Raw genomic sequence first — 18162 nt, forward strand, 5'->3', positions numbered from 1 at the left:
TAATATGTTAAATTAAAAAAGGCTTCCTTAGGAAGCCTTTTTGTTATTTATGTCACTCGAAACTCGAAACTCGAAACTCGAAACTCGAAACTCGAAACTCGAAACTCGAAACTCGAAACTCGAAACTTAAAGCCGTTTCACCCATTGTTCTAACCATGGTAACGCCAATGTTTCGGGTTCTAGCGTTTGTACGGCATCTACTTTTAACATAAGGAACGCTTCTTTAGCTTGTAACTCAATAAACAATTCTTGCATTAAGTCGCCAGCCTGGCCGTAAGTGGTATAACTTGAATCACCTAGACATATGACGCCAAATAATTTACCCGTTTGCATCGGCATATTATTTTTAGCATTAAAATAAAAAGGTTCTATATTGGACGGGAGTTCGCCTTGTCCAGTAGTTGACGTAATAATTAAGATGGCATCTGCATTGTCCATATCAGGCGTCGAACATGGAATATTTAACATCACATTATGCCCAACTTCAGATAAAGTTGATTTAATTCGCTCTGCAAGTTCTTGTGCTGCACCAAATACACTGCCGCACATTATCGTAATATTCGCCATGTTAAACCCACTATTAGTAAACTCGCTTTAACTTAACACAATGGTTTAAAAAGCATCAATAGTTAGGTTTAATAAATCAAGGCTGAATCTGGACTAAATAAATTAAATAAGTGCGTTAAAGTCGGATCTATATCAGCGCTAATATTTATAATCTCATTAGAGATTGGGTGTGGAAAAGATAAGTTTTTTGCAACGAGCGCTAAACGGTCTAATCCTAAATGTTCTTTTGCGGCTTTATTTTGTTTACCGTCGCCATGATTTGTATCACCAATAATGGGGTGGCGAATATGAGCCATATGTCGTCTTAGTTGATGTTTTCGACCTGTATGGGGTGTTAACTCAACCAATGAATATCTAGTTTGAGCGTACCTTCCAGAAGGAAATGGTAACTCTACCTGTGCTAGTCTACGTAAGCTGGTTTGTGCAGATTGTGGTTCTTTATCTTTATTGGCTTTTTTATCTGACTTTTTATCTAAAATTTCTTTTAAAGCGTAATCAATATGTAATTGTTCTGGGCAAGTACCCCGTATGACAGCTAAATAGGTTTTCGAGACTAAACCGGCAATAAATAACTCAGACATTTTACGAGCTACCTCAGATGACAAAGCAAACAATAAAACCCCCGAGGTTGGCCTATCCAAACGATGAACGGGATAAACATGTTGACCAATTAAATCTCTGGTCAGTTGCATGGCAAATAAAGTTTCGCGTTTATCTATCTCACTACGATGAACTAACAAACCAGATGGTTTATCGATGGCGACCAAATATTCATCTTGGTACAAAATTGTAAGCTCGGGTGCTGATTCAAAAACAACTTTTCTCATTTACTCACCACGGCTAATAAGTTGATCGAGTGACTTAATTGTTGCTAACAGGGGGGTAATTGTTTTGTTTTTGTGTTTAAGTGACTCGTCTGCCATTGGGTAAATGTTCATGTTTGATGGTAAGTTTGTTTTGTTATTGACTAAATCAGTCATTTTAGGAATAAAGATAAACTGTAACCATTGCTCAAAACGTAAAGTATCAACCGCGAAAGGTTCAGTGCTAGACAATTGATCCATTGATGGCGTCTCGTTACTCCATAAATTACATTGTTTTAAATCAATCGTTAATTGGGCTAACAAACTGGCGCATTGATGATGAATAGACATATTAATAACAATAATAAAATAAAAACCCATATTACCATCTGATTAATAATCCATATACGTCCCAACCAACAAAATATATAATGCGCAAGAAATTAAACTCTAAAGATTGTGAAAGGTTTTGTTTATGTCTGCCAGTTCTGCCAATAACCCAGTTCCAACGTTGTCTTCCTTAATGGAAAGTGCCAATGCTCAGTGGCGGGTTTATGATCTAGGACGAAAAATCCAGTCAATTTCCAAAGCAGAATTTACCGCCGTCGAAAATGGACAAAAACCTTACCCATACCCAATTCAAAAAAAAGCACGTTTTGCTATGGTATTTTGGGACCAAGATGAAAAAGGTCCGCAAGCTAAAGCGAATCCGTTTATTTGGTTTTTACAATTTGATTTAGATGAAATTGGTTTGTTAAAACTGCAACAAAGAGATCATTATATTTCTATGGTTATTAAAGAGTTGGGCAGTAAAATGCTGGACTCGAATAACCAACAATCTGAACTTGATAATCATCCTTATAGTTTTACACCAGATCAAAACCGCCAAGCGGCGTTTAATGCAAAAGTTAAAGTGGCGCTGAAACAACCTGCTTCAATGCATTATGAACATGTACAAGCATTTTTTGCAGGACAAATTGACGCAGATAAATGGCAAGAATTAACAGTTCAAGGTATCGCTGATTTTACTGCAAGAATCGACCAAGCGAATAACGAATCTGACTTAATCAAACATTTACCAGAGTTATCTATTCAGACGTTATGTGCTATTGGTGCGACGTTGGAACATGATCAGATTGGACTAGCGTTAACGCAACGTATCGTCGAAGTGCAAAATCGAGCACTGGAAGAAAATGACAATGAACAAGTTTTACATTTATTACGTTGTCTTGCCGGAAGTTCAGCAAAAGCGATTGTTTTAGCACAGTTAAAAAAATTATTAATTAGTGCAGAAAGTGCAGAAGAAACTCTGTTTATTGTCATTGCTGGACGTTTTTGGCAATACTTCGATGATAAAGCGTTGTTGCATTTATTTTTTGAAAAAGCGGCTACCAATACCAATAAACACCTTTTTGGAGGCTTGTTTATCGACTTGGTCGCGATCCCTTCAGTGCGTCAACATATATTAAGTTTATTACGAGATCCAACTAGACCTGAAGCCGTGTCTGTAGCGATTGGAACCGTTTTTGGTAAACAATAAACGAGTTTTTAGTGAACGTTGTCTACGAAGCTTTTAATCTCATTGATAATGGCATGGACACCGTTTGCTCTTGATGGGCTAAGTTGATTTAATAAGTTGAGCTGAGCAAAATAATTATCTAGATTGAACTCAATTATTTGTGTTTTCGTTTTATTGTTAAATGCAGCTAAAACCACGGCAATTAATCCTTTCACAATTTTTGCGTCGGACGTTGCTGCTAAACTTAATGTTTGGTTATGCCATTGATGTACTAACCACACTTTACTTTCGCAACCAGACACTAAGTATTCATCTAATTGGTGATCTATAGGTAAAATTGGTAGTTTTTTCCCTAATAACATTAGCTGTCTAAACTTTTCTTCCCAATTTTTTAGCGGAGAAAATAACTCTATAACGGCTACTTCGTTTAACTCAAATTGCTCACCAAGTTCTATTATTATTTTTGGATTGGTTGGCATTAAAACCTCTCTAATTGCATTGTTAGCAGCATAATATATCTAATGATTTTCTTAGTGCGTTAATAAACCCATCTACATCTGATTTATCGTTATAAATGGCCAAAGAGACTCTTACTGTGCCATTAACTTTTAACGCCTGCATTAATGGCATTGCGCAATGATGACCACACCTTACCGCAATGTTCTGTTCATTTAATAATGCACCAATATCAGCAACAGATTCTCCGTCAACAACAAATGAAATTACACCAATATTATTTTCGGTTGAACCTAATAATCGTACTTTGTCGATTTGTGATAATTGAGAAATCAGATAATTATATAAATCGGAGGTGCTCGCCAATTCGTGTTGAGTTTGTTCATTTTGCATAAATTTCACTGCAGCATCAAAGCCCAAAACTCCTGATATATTTGGCGTTCCTGTTTCTAACAGTGCAGGAATAGGGCGGAAGGAGGTTTTCTCTATGGTGACCGATTGGATCATTTCCCCACCAAAGTGAAATGGATTCACCTCATGTTTGATATCTTCAGCGATATACAAAACGCCAATACCTGTAGGCCCATACATTTTATGGCCAGAAAAGGTATAAAAATCACAGCCAATATCCTGCACGTCTACCTTTATATGAGCAACAGCCTGTGCTCCATCAACTAATACGGTTGCACCTACTTGTTTGGCTAATTCAGTAAGCTGTTTAATAGGGTGTATATTACCTAACGCGTTTGAGCAGTGTTGAACTGCAACTAACTTAGGTTTTTTATCCATAAGATTCTGGTAATGAGCTAAATCAAGATCGCCATTTTCTAATACGTTCACCACTTCAAAATTGGCTCCTTTACGCAGAGCTAATTGTTGCCACGGCACAAAATTAGCGTGATGTTCTGACCCTAATACGACAATAGTATCACCATCTGAAATATGTGTTTCGCCCCAAGCATAAGCAACTAAATTTATACTTTCAGTGGTGCCTTTAGTCCAAACAATGTTTGTATCGCTTTTAGCTCCAATGAAGTTTGCTAGATTCACTCTGGCTTGTTCGTATCGTGCGGTAACTTGGTTTGCTGTGTTATAGGATCCCCGATGAACATTCGCATTTTGATGTTGATAAAAGTGAGTTATAACATCAATAACAGATTGAGGTTTTTGCGTAGTCGCAGCATTATCAAGATATATGAAGGGGGTCGGTGTATTGAGTTCTTGATTGGAAAATAGAGTAAACTGGCTGCGTATTGACATAATTCATTGGGCAAATACAAAAGGTAAAACCAGTATACCATTTTGTTTTCTGCTTAACATTTTCAATTCAACGAATCTTTTTATTAGTCCCTTAATTAAAAAAACGGAATTAAAACAAGTAATAATATATGCAGTTTCAATTTACATTAATTGATTATTAGGTAAATTGAATGTTAGCGTTTTATCAGGTGTAGTTTGGTTTTAATTTTTAGGTTGTACAATGGCAGAAGAAAACATAACCGAAATAGAGTTTGAAGGAAGGGGACGTAACGTTTTTCTTGTCGTTGTGTGTAATACAGTCACGAAATTATTAGATCAAAACACAATCGTAAACCTATTTGAGCAAAGTAAATATCGCAATTGTGCTAAACAGTTGGAAAAACTATCAGATTTTATAACCACTACAAATGAATTAATTGAGAAAATTCAACAACACCAAGACCGAATTCAAAAAGTAGACTTTCATTTTGCCACTATCCTTGATGCCAGTATTAGTTTTGAAATCAGTGAAGACTTAATGTCTGCAACAGCCAATGTTGTTACTGCACAAGGCGGAAAACGCCTGTCTATGGCTGAGATTAAAAGGGCGTGTTTAGAACACAATATTAAATTTGGCTTAAAAACCACATTAGTAAAACGATTATTAAAAAATGTCAGAGGATTGCCGCCAGGTACTAAAGTCAAACAATTATTAGTGAAAGGTAAACCCGCCAGTGATGGGATAGATGCAGAGCTAAAGCCGAAAGTAAATATGTTCGGTGAGCAGTTAAGACAGCATAGAATTAACCCAGACGGTTCGTTTAACTTAAGGGATTTAGGTGAAATAGAAACGGTTAAAAAAGGGCAAGTGGTTGCGTATAAAACACAACCTAGTAAAGGCTTAGAAGGTAAAGACATACTTGGCAATGTACTAATTCCAACGCCAGGCAATGATTTTGAATTAAAAGCAACTCAAGGCACAGAAATTTCAGAAGAAGATCCAAACTGTTTAGTCGCCATTTGTGAAGGTATGTTAAGAAAAACAGGGGAGAAATTAGTCGTTGATGACGTGTTTGTGATTAATGAGCTAACCGCAAAACAAGGCCATATAGATTTTCATGGTTCTGTGATCATAGAAGGTGACGTTGCTGCGGAGATGAAAATTGAGGCGACCGGGGATGTATATGTAGGTGGTTTTGTTGAATCAGCGATTATTCGCTGTCATGGCAACTTAACAATAATTGGCGGTTGCGTTGGACATATTGTTAATAAAGGTACAAAAAGTGAACTAGAGACTGATCTAAGTTGTGAGTTGGTTTCTGGCCAAAATATTAATGTGGATTTTGCGAGCCAAGTGTTTTTTAGATGTAAATTTGATGTGATGGCCAATAAGTATTTAGCTAATTGTAAAGTGGTGGCTAAAAGCCTAATTGTTGGTGATCCCGAAAAACCTCAGGGTAAAGTCATAGGTGGTAAGTTCACGTTAAGTAAATTGTTAAACGTTGGTATATTGGGTGGGAGCGAAACTAACATACCTGTAGATATTAATATGAACAGGGTATACGACGTATTTTTACAAAAAGAGCATGAGTTGTGGGAGTGGACAAACGTCTTAGAACAACGAGTTGGAGAGTTGAAGAAAAAAATTTCAACGATAGACAATCCTACTGAAAAAACCATTGAAGATAAAAAGTTACTTATTTTAATTACCAAAGTGAAAAAATATATCTATTTCCGTCGAGTATTAATTGAAAAACGAGCAGACTATATCAACGAAATAAAAGTGTTAGCGCATAGGCAGTTATATAGAAATGTTTCAGTTAAAATTGGTCAGAAAGCCATGATCACAAATGAACGTAAAAGTGCCAGTGTTATTCGAAAGTTAGACTCCAATATAGTGATAGAACCACTGTAAAAAAATTAAAATGTAGCTATAAAAAAAGGCAGCGATTAGCTGCCTTTTTTGATCCTAAGCCGAGTTTTTATCGGTCTGTAGGAGCAACATAATCACGTTTCGCTGCACCAGTATATAACTGACGAGGACGACCTATTTTTTGGCCTTCTTCGCTTAACATTTCGTCCCAATGGCTAATCCAACCAACAGTACGAGACATTGCAAAGATAACAGTGAACATGCTAGTAGGAATACCGATAGCTTTTAAGATAATACCTGAGTAGAAATCTACATTAGGGTATAACTTCTTAGATACAAAGTATTCATCTTCCAATGCAATTCGTTCTAGTTCCATTGCAACGTCTAACAATGGATCACTAACGTTTAATGCAGACAATACTTCATGACATGTTTGACGCATAACTTTTGCGCGAGGGTCGAAGTTTTTGTAAACACGGTGACCGAAGCCCATTAAGCGGAATGGGTCAGCTTTGTCTTTTGCTCTTGCAACAAACTCAGGAATTTTATCAACACTACCGATTTGTTTTAACATGTTTAAACATGCTTCGTTAGCGCCGCCGTGAGCAGGTCCCCATAAAGATGCGATACCAGCAGCAATACATGCATAAGGGTTAGCGCCAGAAGAACCAGCTAAACGCACTGTTGATGTCGAAGCATTTTGCTCATGGTCCGCATGTAACATGAAGATTTTATCCATTGCATCAGCAAGGATAGGGTTAACTTTATAATCTTCAGCAGGTACAGAGAACATCATGTTTAAGAAGTTTTCTGAATAAGAAAGGTTGTTGCGTGGGTATACAAACGGTTGACCGATACTGTATTTATAAGCCATAGCTGCAATAGTTGGTAACTTAGCAATTAAGCGGTACGAACTACGTTGACGTTGTTTAGGATCAGAGATGTCTAAATCATCATGATAAAAGCTAGACATAGCACCAACAACACCACATAACATCGCCATTGGATGTGCATCTACAACAAAACCATTAAAGAATGTAGCAATCTTTTCATGGATCATAGTGTGGTTTTTAATTGTATTTTCAAATGTTACTAATTTTTCAGGGCTTGGTAATTCACCATGAAGTAATAAATAACATAATTCGATATAGTTAGAACCATCAGCTAATTGCTCGATTGGGTAACCACGATGTAATAACACACCTTTATCACCATCGATATAAGTGATTTTAGATTGACATGATGCAGTTGCTAAAAAGCCTGGGTCATAGGTGAAAACGCCTTTTGAACCTAACGTTCTCACGTCAATAACATCATTACCAGCTGTACCAGACATCATTGGCAGTTCGAATGCGTCTTGTCCAGTGATTTGAACGGTGACCTTCTTATCTGTCATGCATGCTCTCCTCAAATTGTTGTTTTATAATTGTTACTAGTCACTAAATGTATTATTGAATTCAACATTTGTCACATAGTTAATTTTGAAAATCCAGCCATTGTAACTACAAAATAGAGTAAAAAGTCAATTTTATTGCACAAATGGTGAATAATTATACGAAAGTATAACTTATTAGCTATTTTTTGTACGCATGAAATTCTTTAACACATTAAATTTAAACAGAAATTGCCATATTGATTTTGGCTATATATACTGAGTCGCACTGCACACGTATTCAATGCAGTTTTTATAAGGGTTGAACATCATTTCATTGGCGTTCATTTTTATAAAAAAAATGGGGTGATTCATTTACTTATGGATCAGACATAAAAATAATAAACAGCTCGGATAGGCATGCAACCGTGAAAAAACAAAGACCTGTAAATCTAGATCTGACATCAATCTCAATGCCAGCCTCGGCAAAAGCTTCTATTCTACATCGTATAACGGGCGTTGCGCTTTTCTTCGCCTTAATATTTGTGATCGTAGCATGGGGTATTTCTTTACAATCAGCAGAAGGCTTTGAATTAGCGAAATCGCTAATGCAAGGTGTGATCGGTAAAGTTATTGTTATAGGTACATTGGCAGTTCTTTCTTACCACATTATTGGTGGCATACGTCATCTAATAATGGATATGGGTTATTGGGAAGAATTAGAGTCAGGAAACCTAAGTGCTACGCTATCCATTGCTATATGGTTAGTAACTGTAATTTTAGCTGGAGTGTGGATATGGTGATCAATCAAGCATCATTAAAGAGAGATGGAGTCCAGGATTATGTTTCTTTAAGGGCTACCGCATTATTTATGACAGCCTATACAATATTCATTTTAGGCTTCTTTTTAACAACTCCAGTCGTTACCTTTGAAATTTGGTCAGCGTTATTCGATAACGTAGCCGTTAAAGTTTTCACGTTTATTACATTGCTTTGTATCTGGGTTCACACTCGAATCGGACTTTGGCAAGTATTAACGGACTATGTTAAAGGTCCAAAACTACGTACGTTCTTAAGCTTTGTTCTTAATTTATTAGGATTAGCTTACGTTGTAACTGGTCTATTCATATTGTGGGGTGTGTAGTGTCTATCACAGTTCAAGAATTTGATGCCGTTGTAATCGGTGCAGGTGGCGCGGGAATGCGTGCGGCCTTGCAAATTGCAGAATCAGGCCAAACTGTTGCCTTGATTTCAAAAGTTTTCCCAACTCGTTCTCATACTGTTTCTGCTCAAGGCGGAATAACAGTAGCATTGGGCAACGCCCATGAAGATCACTGGGAACAACACATGTACGATACTGTTAAAGGTTCTGATTTTATCGGTGACCAAGACGCAATCGAATTTATGTGTAAAGAAGGTCCTGAAGCCATTATTGAAATGGAAAATAAAGGATTACCTTTTTCTCGTTTTGAAGATGGTCGTATTTATCAACGTCCATTTGGCGGTCAGTCTAAAAACTTTGGTGGCGAACAAGCTGCTAGAACAGCGGCTGCTGCAGACCGTACTGGTCACGCTTTATTACACCTTTTGTACCAACAAAATGTTAAACATAAAACTACTGTTTACAGTGAATGGTACGCATTAGATTTAGTTAAAAACTCTGATGGCGCTATTGTTGGTTGTACAGCGATAGATATTGAATCTGGTGATGTTGTTTACTTCAAAGCACGTGCAACTGTGTTAGCTACTGGTGGTGCAGGACGTATTTACGCTTCAACTACTAATGCTCACATCAACACTGGTGATGGTGTTGGTATGGCGGTTCGTGCAGGTGTTGCATTACAAGATATGGAAATGTGGCAGTTCCACCCAACAGGAATCGCTGGTGCTGGTGTATTGGTAACAGAAGGTTGTCGTGGTGAAGGTGGTTACCTATTAAATAAAGATGGCGAACGTTTCATGGAACGTTATGCGCCTAATGCCAAAGACTTAGCGTCTCGTGATGTTGTTGCTCGTTCAATGATGACAGAGATACGTGAAGGTCGTGGTTGTGATGGTCCTTTAGGTCCACATCTTAAACTTAAACTGGATCATTTAGGCCGCGAAACGTTAGAGTCGCGTTTACCTGGTGTTTGTGAATTATCTAAAACATTTGCTCACGTACATCCTGCAGATGAGCCAATTCCTGTTATACCAACATGTCATTATATGATGGGTGGTATTCCAACTAACGTTAACGGTCAAGCGTTAACTAAAGCTGAAGACGGTTCTTTTGCTGAAGTTGAAGGTTTATTCGCTGTTGGTGAAATTGCATGTGTATCTGTTCATGGTGCCAACCGCTTGGGTGGTAACTCATTATTAGACTTAGTTGTATTTGGCCGTGCTGCTGGTAAATATTTAGAAAAATATTTAGGCGAAGGCAAAGGCGCAACTGAAGTAAATGATGCAGACATTGAAAAAGCATTAGAACGTTACAATCGTTGGGATTCTACATCTCAAGGTGAAGATCCAGTTCAAATCAAAAAAGATTTACAACAATGTATGCAGCTTAACTTCTCGGTATTCCGTGAAGGTAAAGCAATGGCAGAAGGTCTTGCTCAATTAAAAGAAATTCGTGAACGTTTAAAACACGCGAAATTATCTGATAATTCGAAAGAATTTAATACACAGCGTATTGAGTGCCTTGAGTTAGATAACTTGATGGAAACAGCTTATGCAACAGCGGTTGCAGCTAATTTCCGTACAGAAAGTCGTGGTGCACACAGCCGTGAAGATTTCTTAGACCGTGATGATGAAAACTGGTTATGTCACAGTATTTATGATCCAAATAGTGAAGAAATGAGCAAGCGTGAAGTTAACATGAGCCCAGTGCATCGTGAAGCGTTCCCACCTAAAGCTCGTACTTATTAATCAGGAGAGTAACGTATTATGAAAACTTTGAATTTCTCTGTTTACCGTTATAACTCTGACGTAGACGATGCGCCATACATGAAAGACTACCAACTAGAAGTTGAAGATGGTCATGACATGATGGTACTTGATGCTCTTATTCTTCTTAAAGAACAAGATCCAACATTAGTTTTCCGTCGCTCATGCCGTGAAGGTGTGTGTGGTTCTGACGGTTTAAACATGAATGGTAAAAATGGTTTAGCGTGTATTACACCGGTTTCTTCTTTAGGCAAAGGTACTATTATTTTACGTCCTTTACCTGGATTGCCAGTAGTACGTGACTTAGTTATTGATATGACTCAGTTCTTTACTCAGTATGAAAAAGTAAAACCATTTTTAATTAATGATGACAAACAGCCGCCAGCTCGTGAATATCTTCAGTCAGTTGAAGAGCGTGACAAGTTGGACGGATTATACGAATGTATACTTTGTGCGTGTTGTTCGACGTCATGTCCGTCATTCTGGTGGAACCCTGATAAATTCGTTGGCCCTGCAGGTTTATTACATGCATATCGCTTCTTAATAGATAGTCGTGATACCGCAACTGATGAACGCCTGGCTGATTTGGATGATGCGTTTAGCGTATTTAGATGCCACGGCATCATGAACTGCGTCAACGTTTGTCCGAAAGGCCTAAACCCGACTAAGGCGATAGGTCATATCAAATCGATGTTATTGCAGAGGTCAGTTTAGCTTTGATAACTGATACTTTAATTTAACAGATAAGACAAAAGTCGTTCCGTTTCGGTGGAAGGGCTTTTTTCATTTTTTAACTAGTAAAATTAAGTCTGTAAGACTTACAAGGATATATATCTAATGCACGAAGGTGTTATGCAAAATTGGCTTGATAGTTCGCATTTATCAGCTAACAGCATGGTATATGTTGAGCAGATGTACGAATTATTTTTAGATGATCCTACGTCTGTATCAGACGAGTGGCGTGAGATCTTCGACCATTTACCGAAAGTAGAAGGTGTTTCGGTCGAAACTAAACATTCAGATGTTCGCGACTTATTTGCCCAACTAGCCAAAAACAAAGACCGTATGGTTGTTTCTGGGGCGGATCAAGCAGATGCAAAACAAGTAAAAGTTTTGCAACTAATTAATGCTTTCCGTTTTAGAGGTCATCAAAATGCCAATTTAGATCCACTAGGATTATGGCAGAGAGAAATCGTTAGAGAGCTTAGTTTAGCTCATCACGAACTTGACGACGAAGACATGTCTCGTGAATTTAACGTAGGTTCTTTTGCTGTCGGCCAAGATAAAATGCAATTAGGTGAGTTGTATTCAGCTCTTCAAAATACGTATTGTGGCTCGGTTGGTGCAGAATATATGCACATCACTGATACTGATGAAAAACGTTGGATACAACAACGATTTGAATCTATTCAGAGTCAACCTGCATTTTCTACGGACATTAAAAAACGCATTTTAAAAGGCTTAATTGCTGCTGACGGGCTTGAGAAATATCTAGGCGCTAAATTTCCTGGTGCTAAACGTTTCTCATTAGAAGGTGGCGACGCTTTAGTTCCTATGGTCAAAGAGATCATTCACCGCGCTGGTGAACAAGGACAAAAAGAAGTCGTTATTGGAATGGCTCACCGTGGACGTCTTAATGTATTAGTTAATGTTCTAGGTAAAAAATCTGGCGAGTTATTTGATGAGTTTGGTGGGAAAGTCGACCCATCGTTAACTGCAGGTGACGTTAAATATCACCAAGGTTTCTCTTCTGATTTTGCGACAGCTGGCGGCAATGTTCATTTAGCCTTAGCATTTAACCCATCACATTTGGAAATTGTAAATCCAGTTGTTATTGGTTCAGTGAGAGCGCGTTTAGATCGTCATAATTGTGATAATGGTTCTAAAGCTTTACCAATTACCGTACACGGTGATTCTGCAATTGCAGGTCAAGGTGTTGTACAAGAGACGTTTAATATGTCTCAAACTCGCGGTTATAAAGTGGGCGGCACAATTAGAATTGTGGTTAACAACCAAGTTGGTTTCACCACATCTAAACAAGAAGATACACGTTCAACTGAATACTGTACTGATATTGCGAAGATGGTTCAGGCGCCAATATTTCATGTAAATGCGGATGATCCTGAAGCGGTTGCTTTGGTTTCTCAAATTGCAGTGGATTATCGTAATACATTCCGTAGAGATGTGGTTATTGATTTAGTTTGTTATAGACGACATGGTCATAATGAAGCAGACGAGCCAAATGCAACTCAGCCGATTATGTATCAAAAAATCAAAAAGCATCCAGTTCCTCGTCAATTGTATATTGACCGTTTAACTAAAGACGGCGCAATTTCAGCGGATGAAGTGAAACAATTAACGGACAGCTACCGTGGTTTATTAGATCAAGGTGAGCGTACGGTTGAAGAATGGCGTCCAATGGAAGCACATTCGGTAGACTGGACTCCTTATCTTAACCATGACTGGGATATCGCATACGATAAAGCAGTTTCGGTAGAAAAATTAAAAGACCTTGGCAAAAAGATAACCACATATCCTGCTGAGCATAAACTACATTCACGTGTTAAAAAACAATACGATGAACGTGTGAAAATGCTTAATGGTGAGAAATTATTAGACTGGGGTTTTGCAGAAACATTAGCTTATGCAGACATTGTTGAACGTGGTACGGATATTCGTATTACGGGTCAAGATAGTGGGCGTGGTACTTTCTTCCACCGTCACGCTGTTTTGCATAATCAAGAAGATGCATCAACCTATGTACCTCTTGAAAATATAAGTAAAGAGCAAGGCAAATTTGAAATATATGATGCCGTGTTATCAGAAGTTGGTGTTTTAGCATTTGAATATGGTTATGCCACAGCAGAACCGGATTCATTAGTAATTTGGGAAGCGCAGTTTGGTGATTTTGCCAACGTTGCTCAAGTTGTAATTGACCAATTTATTTGTTCTGGCGAACAAAAGTGGGGACGTTTATGCGGCCTTACTATGTTGTTACCGCATGGATATGAAGGGCAAGGTCCGGAACATTCATCTGCGCGCATGGAACGTTTTTTACAATTGTGTGCTGATCATAATATGCAAGTTTGTGTACCAACTACACCAGCTCAAGTATTTAATATGATCCGTCGTCAATCTATTAGACCAATGCGTCGTCCATTAGTGGTTATGACGCCAAAATCATTGTTACGTCACCCATTAGCTGTTTCTTCTATGGAAGAGTTAGCTGACGGTACTTATCACAATGTTATTGATGAAATAGATGATATTGATGCTAGTAAAGTTAAGCGTGTAATTCTGTGTTCAGGTAAAGTTTATTACGATTTGTTAGAACAACGTCGTAAAGATAACCAAACTGATATCGCTATTGTGCGAATTGAACAACTTTATCCTTTCCCTCATGCAGAGATGGATGTTGTTGTTGAAAAATACAAACACGTAAAAGACTTTATTTGGTGTCAAGAAGAACCACAAAACCAAGGTGCTTGGTATTGTAGTCAACATCATTTCTGGAAGTCTATTCCAAACGGGGCAAATTTAACTTATGCAGGTCGTAAAGCTTCAGCTTCACCAGCGGTAGGTTATGCATCTGTCCATGCTAAAGAACAACAAGCGTTGGTAAACGACGCATTAACGATTAAATAATCTCAAGGATTAATCATGACTACTGAAATTAAAGTTCCAGTATTACCTGAATCAGTTGCTGACGCTTCAGTTGCCACTTGGCACGTCAGTGTTGGAGATACCGTATCTCGAGATCAAAACTTAGTTGATATTGAAACTGATAAAGTTGTATTAGAAGTTGTAGCACCAGAAGACGGTGTTATCACTGAAATACTACAAGAAGAAGGTGCAACTGTTTTAGGTGAGCAACTTCTAGCTAAAATTGAAGACGCAGCTGGTGCATCTGCACCAGCCGCTGCTGCTCCGGCTGCTAGTGCTCCTCAAGCCCCAGCTGGTGAAACTAAAACAATACAAATCAAAGTTCCTGTATTGCCAGAGTCTGTTGCTGATGCAACGATAGCTACTTGGCATGTACAAGAAGGTCAGTCTGTTAGCCGTGATGAAAATCTAGTTGATATAGAAACTGATAAAGTTGTATTAGAAGTTGTTTCTCCAGAAGATGGTGTAGTGACTAAAATCATTAGCCCTGAAGGTGAAACGGTTCTTGGTGATCAACTAATTGCTGAAGTTACTTTTGGAGCATCTGCTGCGGCAGCCGCGCCAGCTGCAGCTGAAGAATCATCATCTGCGGATGACGTTTTATCTCCTTCTGTTCGTCGTTTAATCTCTGAAAAAGGATTAGACGCTTCTAAAATCACAGGTACCGGTAAAAACGGTCGAGTTACAAAAGAAGATGTTGAAAGTTTTATGAAAGCACAAGCTTCTGCGCCTAAAGCACCGGCGCCAGTGTCAGCGACTCCTTCAAGCCAAGTTTTAGGCGAGCGTACGCAAAAACGTGTTCCTATGACTCGTTTGCGTAAAACCATTGCTAAACGTTTATTAGAAGCTAAAAACTCAACGGCTATGTTAACAACGTTTAACGAAATCAACATGAAACCTATCATGGATCTTCGTAAACAATATAAAGATGTATTCGAAGAGCGCCATGGTGCACGTCTTGGATTTATGTCTTTTTACGTAAAAGCCGTTGTTGAAGCTCTTAAACGTTTTCCTGCAGTAAATGCATCAATAGATGGCGATGACATTGTTTATCACAACTACTTTGATGTAAGTATTGCGGTTTCTACTCCTCGTGGATTAGTAACGCCAGTATTACGTGATTGTGACAAATTAGGTTTTGCTGAAATTGAAAATGGTATCCGTGAACTAGCTATTAAAGGCCGTGACGGAAAACTAACAGTTGAAGAAATGCAAGGTGGTAACTTCACTGTTACTAACGGCGGAGTATTTGGCTCGTTATTATCAACGCCAATTTTAAACTTACCACAAGCGGCTATTTTGGGAATGCATAAAATCCAAGATCGTCCTATGGCAGTAAATGGCAAAGTTGAAATCTTACCAATGATGTACTTAGCGTTATCTTATGATCATCGCTTAATCGACGGTAAAGAGTCAGTAGGTTTCTTAGTAACAATCAAAGAATTGTTAGAAGATCCTACACGTTTACTATTAGACGTATAATAGAACAAAAAATTAGTGTAATTATTCAAATTAAGACTTTTGTCTAGTTGCACTAATCCAAGGGTGTTTTATAATACGCCCCGCATGTTATATCGGGCTACATTTTATGTAGCCTTTAACTTATAAAATAGATGGACAGAACATCATGAACTTGCATGAATATCAGGGCAAACAGTTGTTTGCTCAATACGGGCTTCCTGTATCAAAAGGCATCGCGACTGAAACTCCAGCTGAAGCAGCTGCAGCGGCAGATCAAATCGGCGGTGATATGTTTGTTGTTAAAGCACAGGTTCACGCCGGTGGCCGTGGTAAAGCTGGCGGTGTTAAGCTAGTTAAAACAAAAGACGAAATTAAAGCATTTGCTGAAAAGTGGTTAGGCAACAACTTAGTTACTTATCAAACAGACGAAAAAGGCCAACCGGTTACACGTATTTTGGTTGAACCTTGTACTGATATCGCGCAAGAATTATATCTTGGTGCTGTAGTAGACCGTTCATCTCGTCGTATCGTATTCATGGCATCTACTGAAGGTGGTGTTGAAATTGAAACGGTTGCAGAAGAAACGCCTGAGAAAATTTTAAAAGCTGAGATTTGCCCACTAGCTGGCGCACAACCTTACCAAGGTCGTGACTTAGCATTCAAACTAGGCTTAGAAGGCAAGCAAATTGGTCAATTTGTTAAAATCTTCTTAGGTTTAGCTAAATTATTCAAAGAAAAAGACGTTGAGTTAATTGAAATTAACCCATTAGTAATCACACCAGCTGGTGACTTACATTGTCTTGACGCTAAAGTAGCAATCGACAGCAATGCTGTTGGTCGTCACCCAGATCTTAAAGAAATGCACGATCCTTCTCAAGAAGACGCGCGTGAAGCTGATGCTGCTAAATGGGAATTAAACTACGTTGCTCTAGACGGAAACGTTGGCTGTATGGTTAACGGTGCTGGTCTTGCAATGGGTACAATGGATATCGTTAACTTAAACGGTGGCCGTCCTGCAAACTTCCTAGATGTTGGTGGTGGCGCAACAAAAGAACGTGTTGCTGAAGCATTTAAAATCATCTTATCTGACGACAACGTTAAAGCGGTTTTAGTTAACATCTTTGGTGGTATCGTACGTTGTGACATGATCGCTGAAGGTATTATTGCTGCAGTTAAAGAAGTGGGCGTTCAGGTTCCTGTTGTTGTACGTTTAGAAGGTACTAACGCAGAAGCTGGTCGTGAAGTTCTTGCCAATTCAGACGTTGATATTATTGCAGCTCCAAGCTTACAAGAAGCTGCTGAATTAGTTGTTAAAGCTGCGGAGGGCAAATAATGTCTGTCTTAATTAATAAAGAAACTAAAGTAATCTGTCAAGGTTTTACTGGTTCTCAAGGTACTTTCCACTCAGAGCAAGCAATTGCATACGGCACTAACATGGTTGGTGGTGTTACTCCTGGTAAAGGTGGTCAAGTTCATTTAGGTCTTCCTGTATTTAATACAGTTGCAGAAGCGGTTGCTGAAACTGGTGCAGATGCATCTGTTATCTATGTACCTGCTGCATTTTGTAAAGACTCTATCTTAGAAGCGGCTAATTCTGGTATTAAACTAATTGTTTGTATCACTGAAGGTGTACCAACATTAGACATGCTTGACTGTAAAGTTAAATGTGACGAGCTAGGTGTTCGTTTAATCGGCCCTAACTGCCCAGGTGTTATCACTCCGGGTGAATGTAAGATTGGTATCATGCCAGGTCACATTCATATGCCAGGTAAAGTAGGTATCGTATCTCGTTCAGGTACGTTGACTTATGAAGCTGTTAAGCAAACTACAGACGCTGGTTTTGGTCAGTCTACTTGTGTTGGTATCGGTGGTGATCCAATTCCAGGTACTAACTTCATTGACGTTTTAGAAATGTTTGAAAAAGATCCAGCGACTGAAGCAATCGTAATGATTGGTGAAATCGGTGGTACTGCAGAAGAAGAAGCTGCAGCTTACATCGCTGAAAACGTTACTAAGCCTGTCGTTTCTTATATTGCTGGTGTTACTGCACCTGCTGGTAAACGTATGGGTCACGCTGGTGCAATCATCTCTGGTGGTAAAGGTACAGCTGACGACAAATTTGCAGCATTAGAAGCAGCCGGTGTTAAAACGGTTCGTTCTTTAGCTGAAATTGGTAAAGCATTAGCAGAAAAAACTGGTTGGTAGTCTCTACTTCTAGTTAATTGATAATGTATAAAAAAGGCGCTTTCAGCGCCTTTTTTTCGTTTAAGGGACAAAACGA

Annotated in this window: 16 protein-coding genes; 10 read left to right on the top strand and 6 right to left on the bottom strand. The window is 38.5% G+C overall.

Going from position 1 to position 18162, the window contains the following annotated elements; all coding sequences use genetic code 11:
- Positions 1–126 precede the first annotated feature (126 nt).
- The 3 genes from KO505_RS06980 to KO505_RS06990 form a co-directional block, all read right to left on the bottom strand.
- Positions 127–567 (bottom strand): flavodoxin domain-containing protein, encoded by a 441-nt coding sequence (locus KO505_RS06980; RefSeq protein ID WP_216054734.1) that lies wholly within the window; start codon positions 565–567, stop codon positions 127–129.
- 68 nt (positions 568–635) lie between these two features.
- On the bottom strand, positions 636–1394 hold the full coding sequence (truC, locus tag KO505_RS06985) for a tRNA pseudouridine(65) synthase TruC (protein ID WP_216054735.1): 759 nt from the start codon (positions 1392–1394) through the stop codon (positions 636–638).
- A complete protein-coding gene (locus tag KO505_RS06990; RefSeq protein ID WP_216054736.1) occupies positions 1395–1751 on the bottom strand; it encodes a YqcC family protein in 357 nt (118 codons plus the stop codon).
- A 94-nt stretch (positions 1752–1845) separates the two neighbouring features.
- On the opposite strand from KO505_RS06990, the gene KO505_RS06995 reads away from it, so the two are divergent.
- Positions 1846–2910 carry a DUF3549 family protein gene (locus KO505_RS06995; protein WP_216054737.1) on the top strand — a complete coding sequence of 355 codons (1065 nt, stop codon included), beginning with the start codon at positions 1846–1848 and terminating at the stop codon, positions 2908–2910.
- An 8-nt stretch (positions 2911–2918) separates the two neighbouring features.
- On the opposite strand, the gene KO505_RS07000 is transcribed toward KO505_RS06995, so the two are convergent.
- Complete coding sequence (locus KO505_RS07000; RefSeq protein ID WP_216054738.1) at positions 2919–3368, bottom strand: SufE family protein; 450 nt, start codon at positions 3366–3368, stop codon at positions 2919–2921.
- 22 nt (positions 3369–3390) lie between these two features.
- Positions 3391–4605 carry an aminotransferase class V-fold PLP-dependent enzyme gene (locus KO505_RS07005; protein WP_216054739.1) on the bottom strand — a complete coding sequence of 405 codons (1215 nt, stop codon included), beginning with the start codon at positions 4603–4605 and terminating at the stop codon, positions 3391–3393.
- A 220-nt stretch (positions 4606–4825) separates the two neighbouring features.
- Between KO505_RS07005 and KO505_RS07010 the strand changes: the two genes are divergently transcribed.
- A complete protein-coding gene (locus KO505_RS07010) occupies positions 4826–6499 on the top strand; it encodes a DUF342 domain-containing protein (RefSeq protein WP_216054740.1) in 1674 nt (557 codons plus the stop codon).
- 67 nt (positions 6500–6566) lie between these two features.
- Here the strand turns inward: KO505_RS07010 and gltA are convergent, their stop codons facing one another.
- On the bottom strand, positions 6567–7853 hold the full coding sequence (gene gltA, locus KO505_RS07015) for a citrate synthase (RefSeq protein WP_216054741.1): 1287 nt from the start codon (positions 7851–7853) through the stop codon (positions 6567–6569).
- 404 nt (positions 7854–8257) lie between these two features.
- Here gltA and sdhC point away from each other — a divergent pair, with 404 nt between their 5' ends.
- The 8 genes from sdhC (at position 8258) to sucD (ending at position 18086) form a co-directional block, all read left to right on the top strand.
- Positions 8258–8632 (top strand): succinate dehydrogenase, cytochrome b556 subunit, encoded by a 375-nt coding sequence (gene sdhC, locus KO505_RS07020; protein ID WP_216054742.1) that lies wholly within the window; start codon positions 8258–8260, stop codon positions 8630–8632.
- Positions 8626–8973, top strand: a complete 348-nt coding sequence (gene sdhD / locus KO505_RS07025) for a succinate dehydrogenase, hydrophobic membrane anchor protein (RefSeq protein WP_216054743.1) — start codon at positions 8626–8628, stop codon at positions 8971–8973. Before sdhC ends, sdhD begins: the two co-directional genes overlap by 7 nt.
- Entirely contained in the window at positions 8973–10739 is a 1767-nt protein-coding gene (gene sdhA, locus KO505_RS07030) for a succinate dehydrogenase flavoprotein subunit (RefSeq protein ID WP_216054744.1), read from the top strand. Before sdhD ends, sdhA begins: the two co-directional genes overlap by 1 nt.
- 18 nt (positions 10740–10757) lie before the next feature.
- Positions 10758–11471, top strand: coding sequence for a succinate dehydrogenase iron-sulfur subunit (locus KO505_RS07035; RefSeq protein WP_216054745.1), 714 nt, complete (start codon positions 10758–10760; stop codon positions 11469–11471).
- A 123-nt stretch (positions 11472–11594) separates the two neighbouring features.
- The gene (gene sucA / locus KO505_RS07040; protein WP_216054746.1) at positions 11595–14402 is read left to right on the top strand and encodes a 2-oxoglutarate dehydrogenase E1 component; all 2808 of its coding nucleotides are present in this window, start codon (positions 11595–11597) and stop codon (positions 14400–14402) included.
- Positions 14403–14417: 15 nt separating this feature from the next.
- Positions 14418–15902, top strand: coding sequence for a 2-oxoglutarate dehydrogenase complex dihydrolipoyllysine-residue succinyltransferase (gene odhB, locus KO505_RS07045; protein WP_216054747.1), 1485 nt, complete (start codon positions 14418–14420; stop codon positions 15900–15902).
- A gap of 145 nt (positions 15903–16047) precedes the next feature.
- Positions 16048–17214 (top strand): ADP-forming succinate--CoA ligase subunit beta, encoded by a 1167-nt coding sequence (sucC, locus tag KO505_RS07050; protein ID WP_216054748.1) that lies wholly within the window; start codon positions 16048–16050, stop codon positions 17212–17214.
- A complete protein-coding gene (gene sucD, locus KO505_RS07055; protein ID WP_216054749.1) occupies positions 17214–18086 on the top strand; it encodes a succinate--CoA ligase subunit alpha in 873 nt (290 codons plus the stop codon). The genes sucC and sucD overlap by 1 nt, the downstream gene beginning before the upstream one ends.
- Positions 18087–18162 lie beyond the last annotated feature (76 nt).

Origin of the sequence: Psychrosphaera sp. F3M07, assembly GCF_018860345.1 — a bacterium.
In the GTDB taxonomy this organism is placed as follows: Bacteria; Pseudomonadota; Gammaproteobacteria; order Enterobacterales; family Alteromonadaceae; genus Psychrosphaera; species Psychrosphaera aquimarina.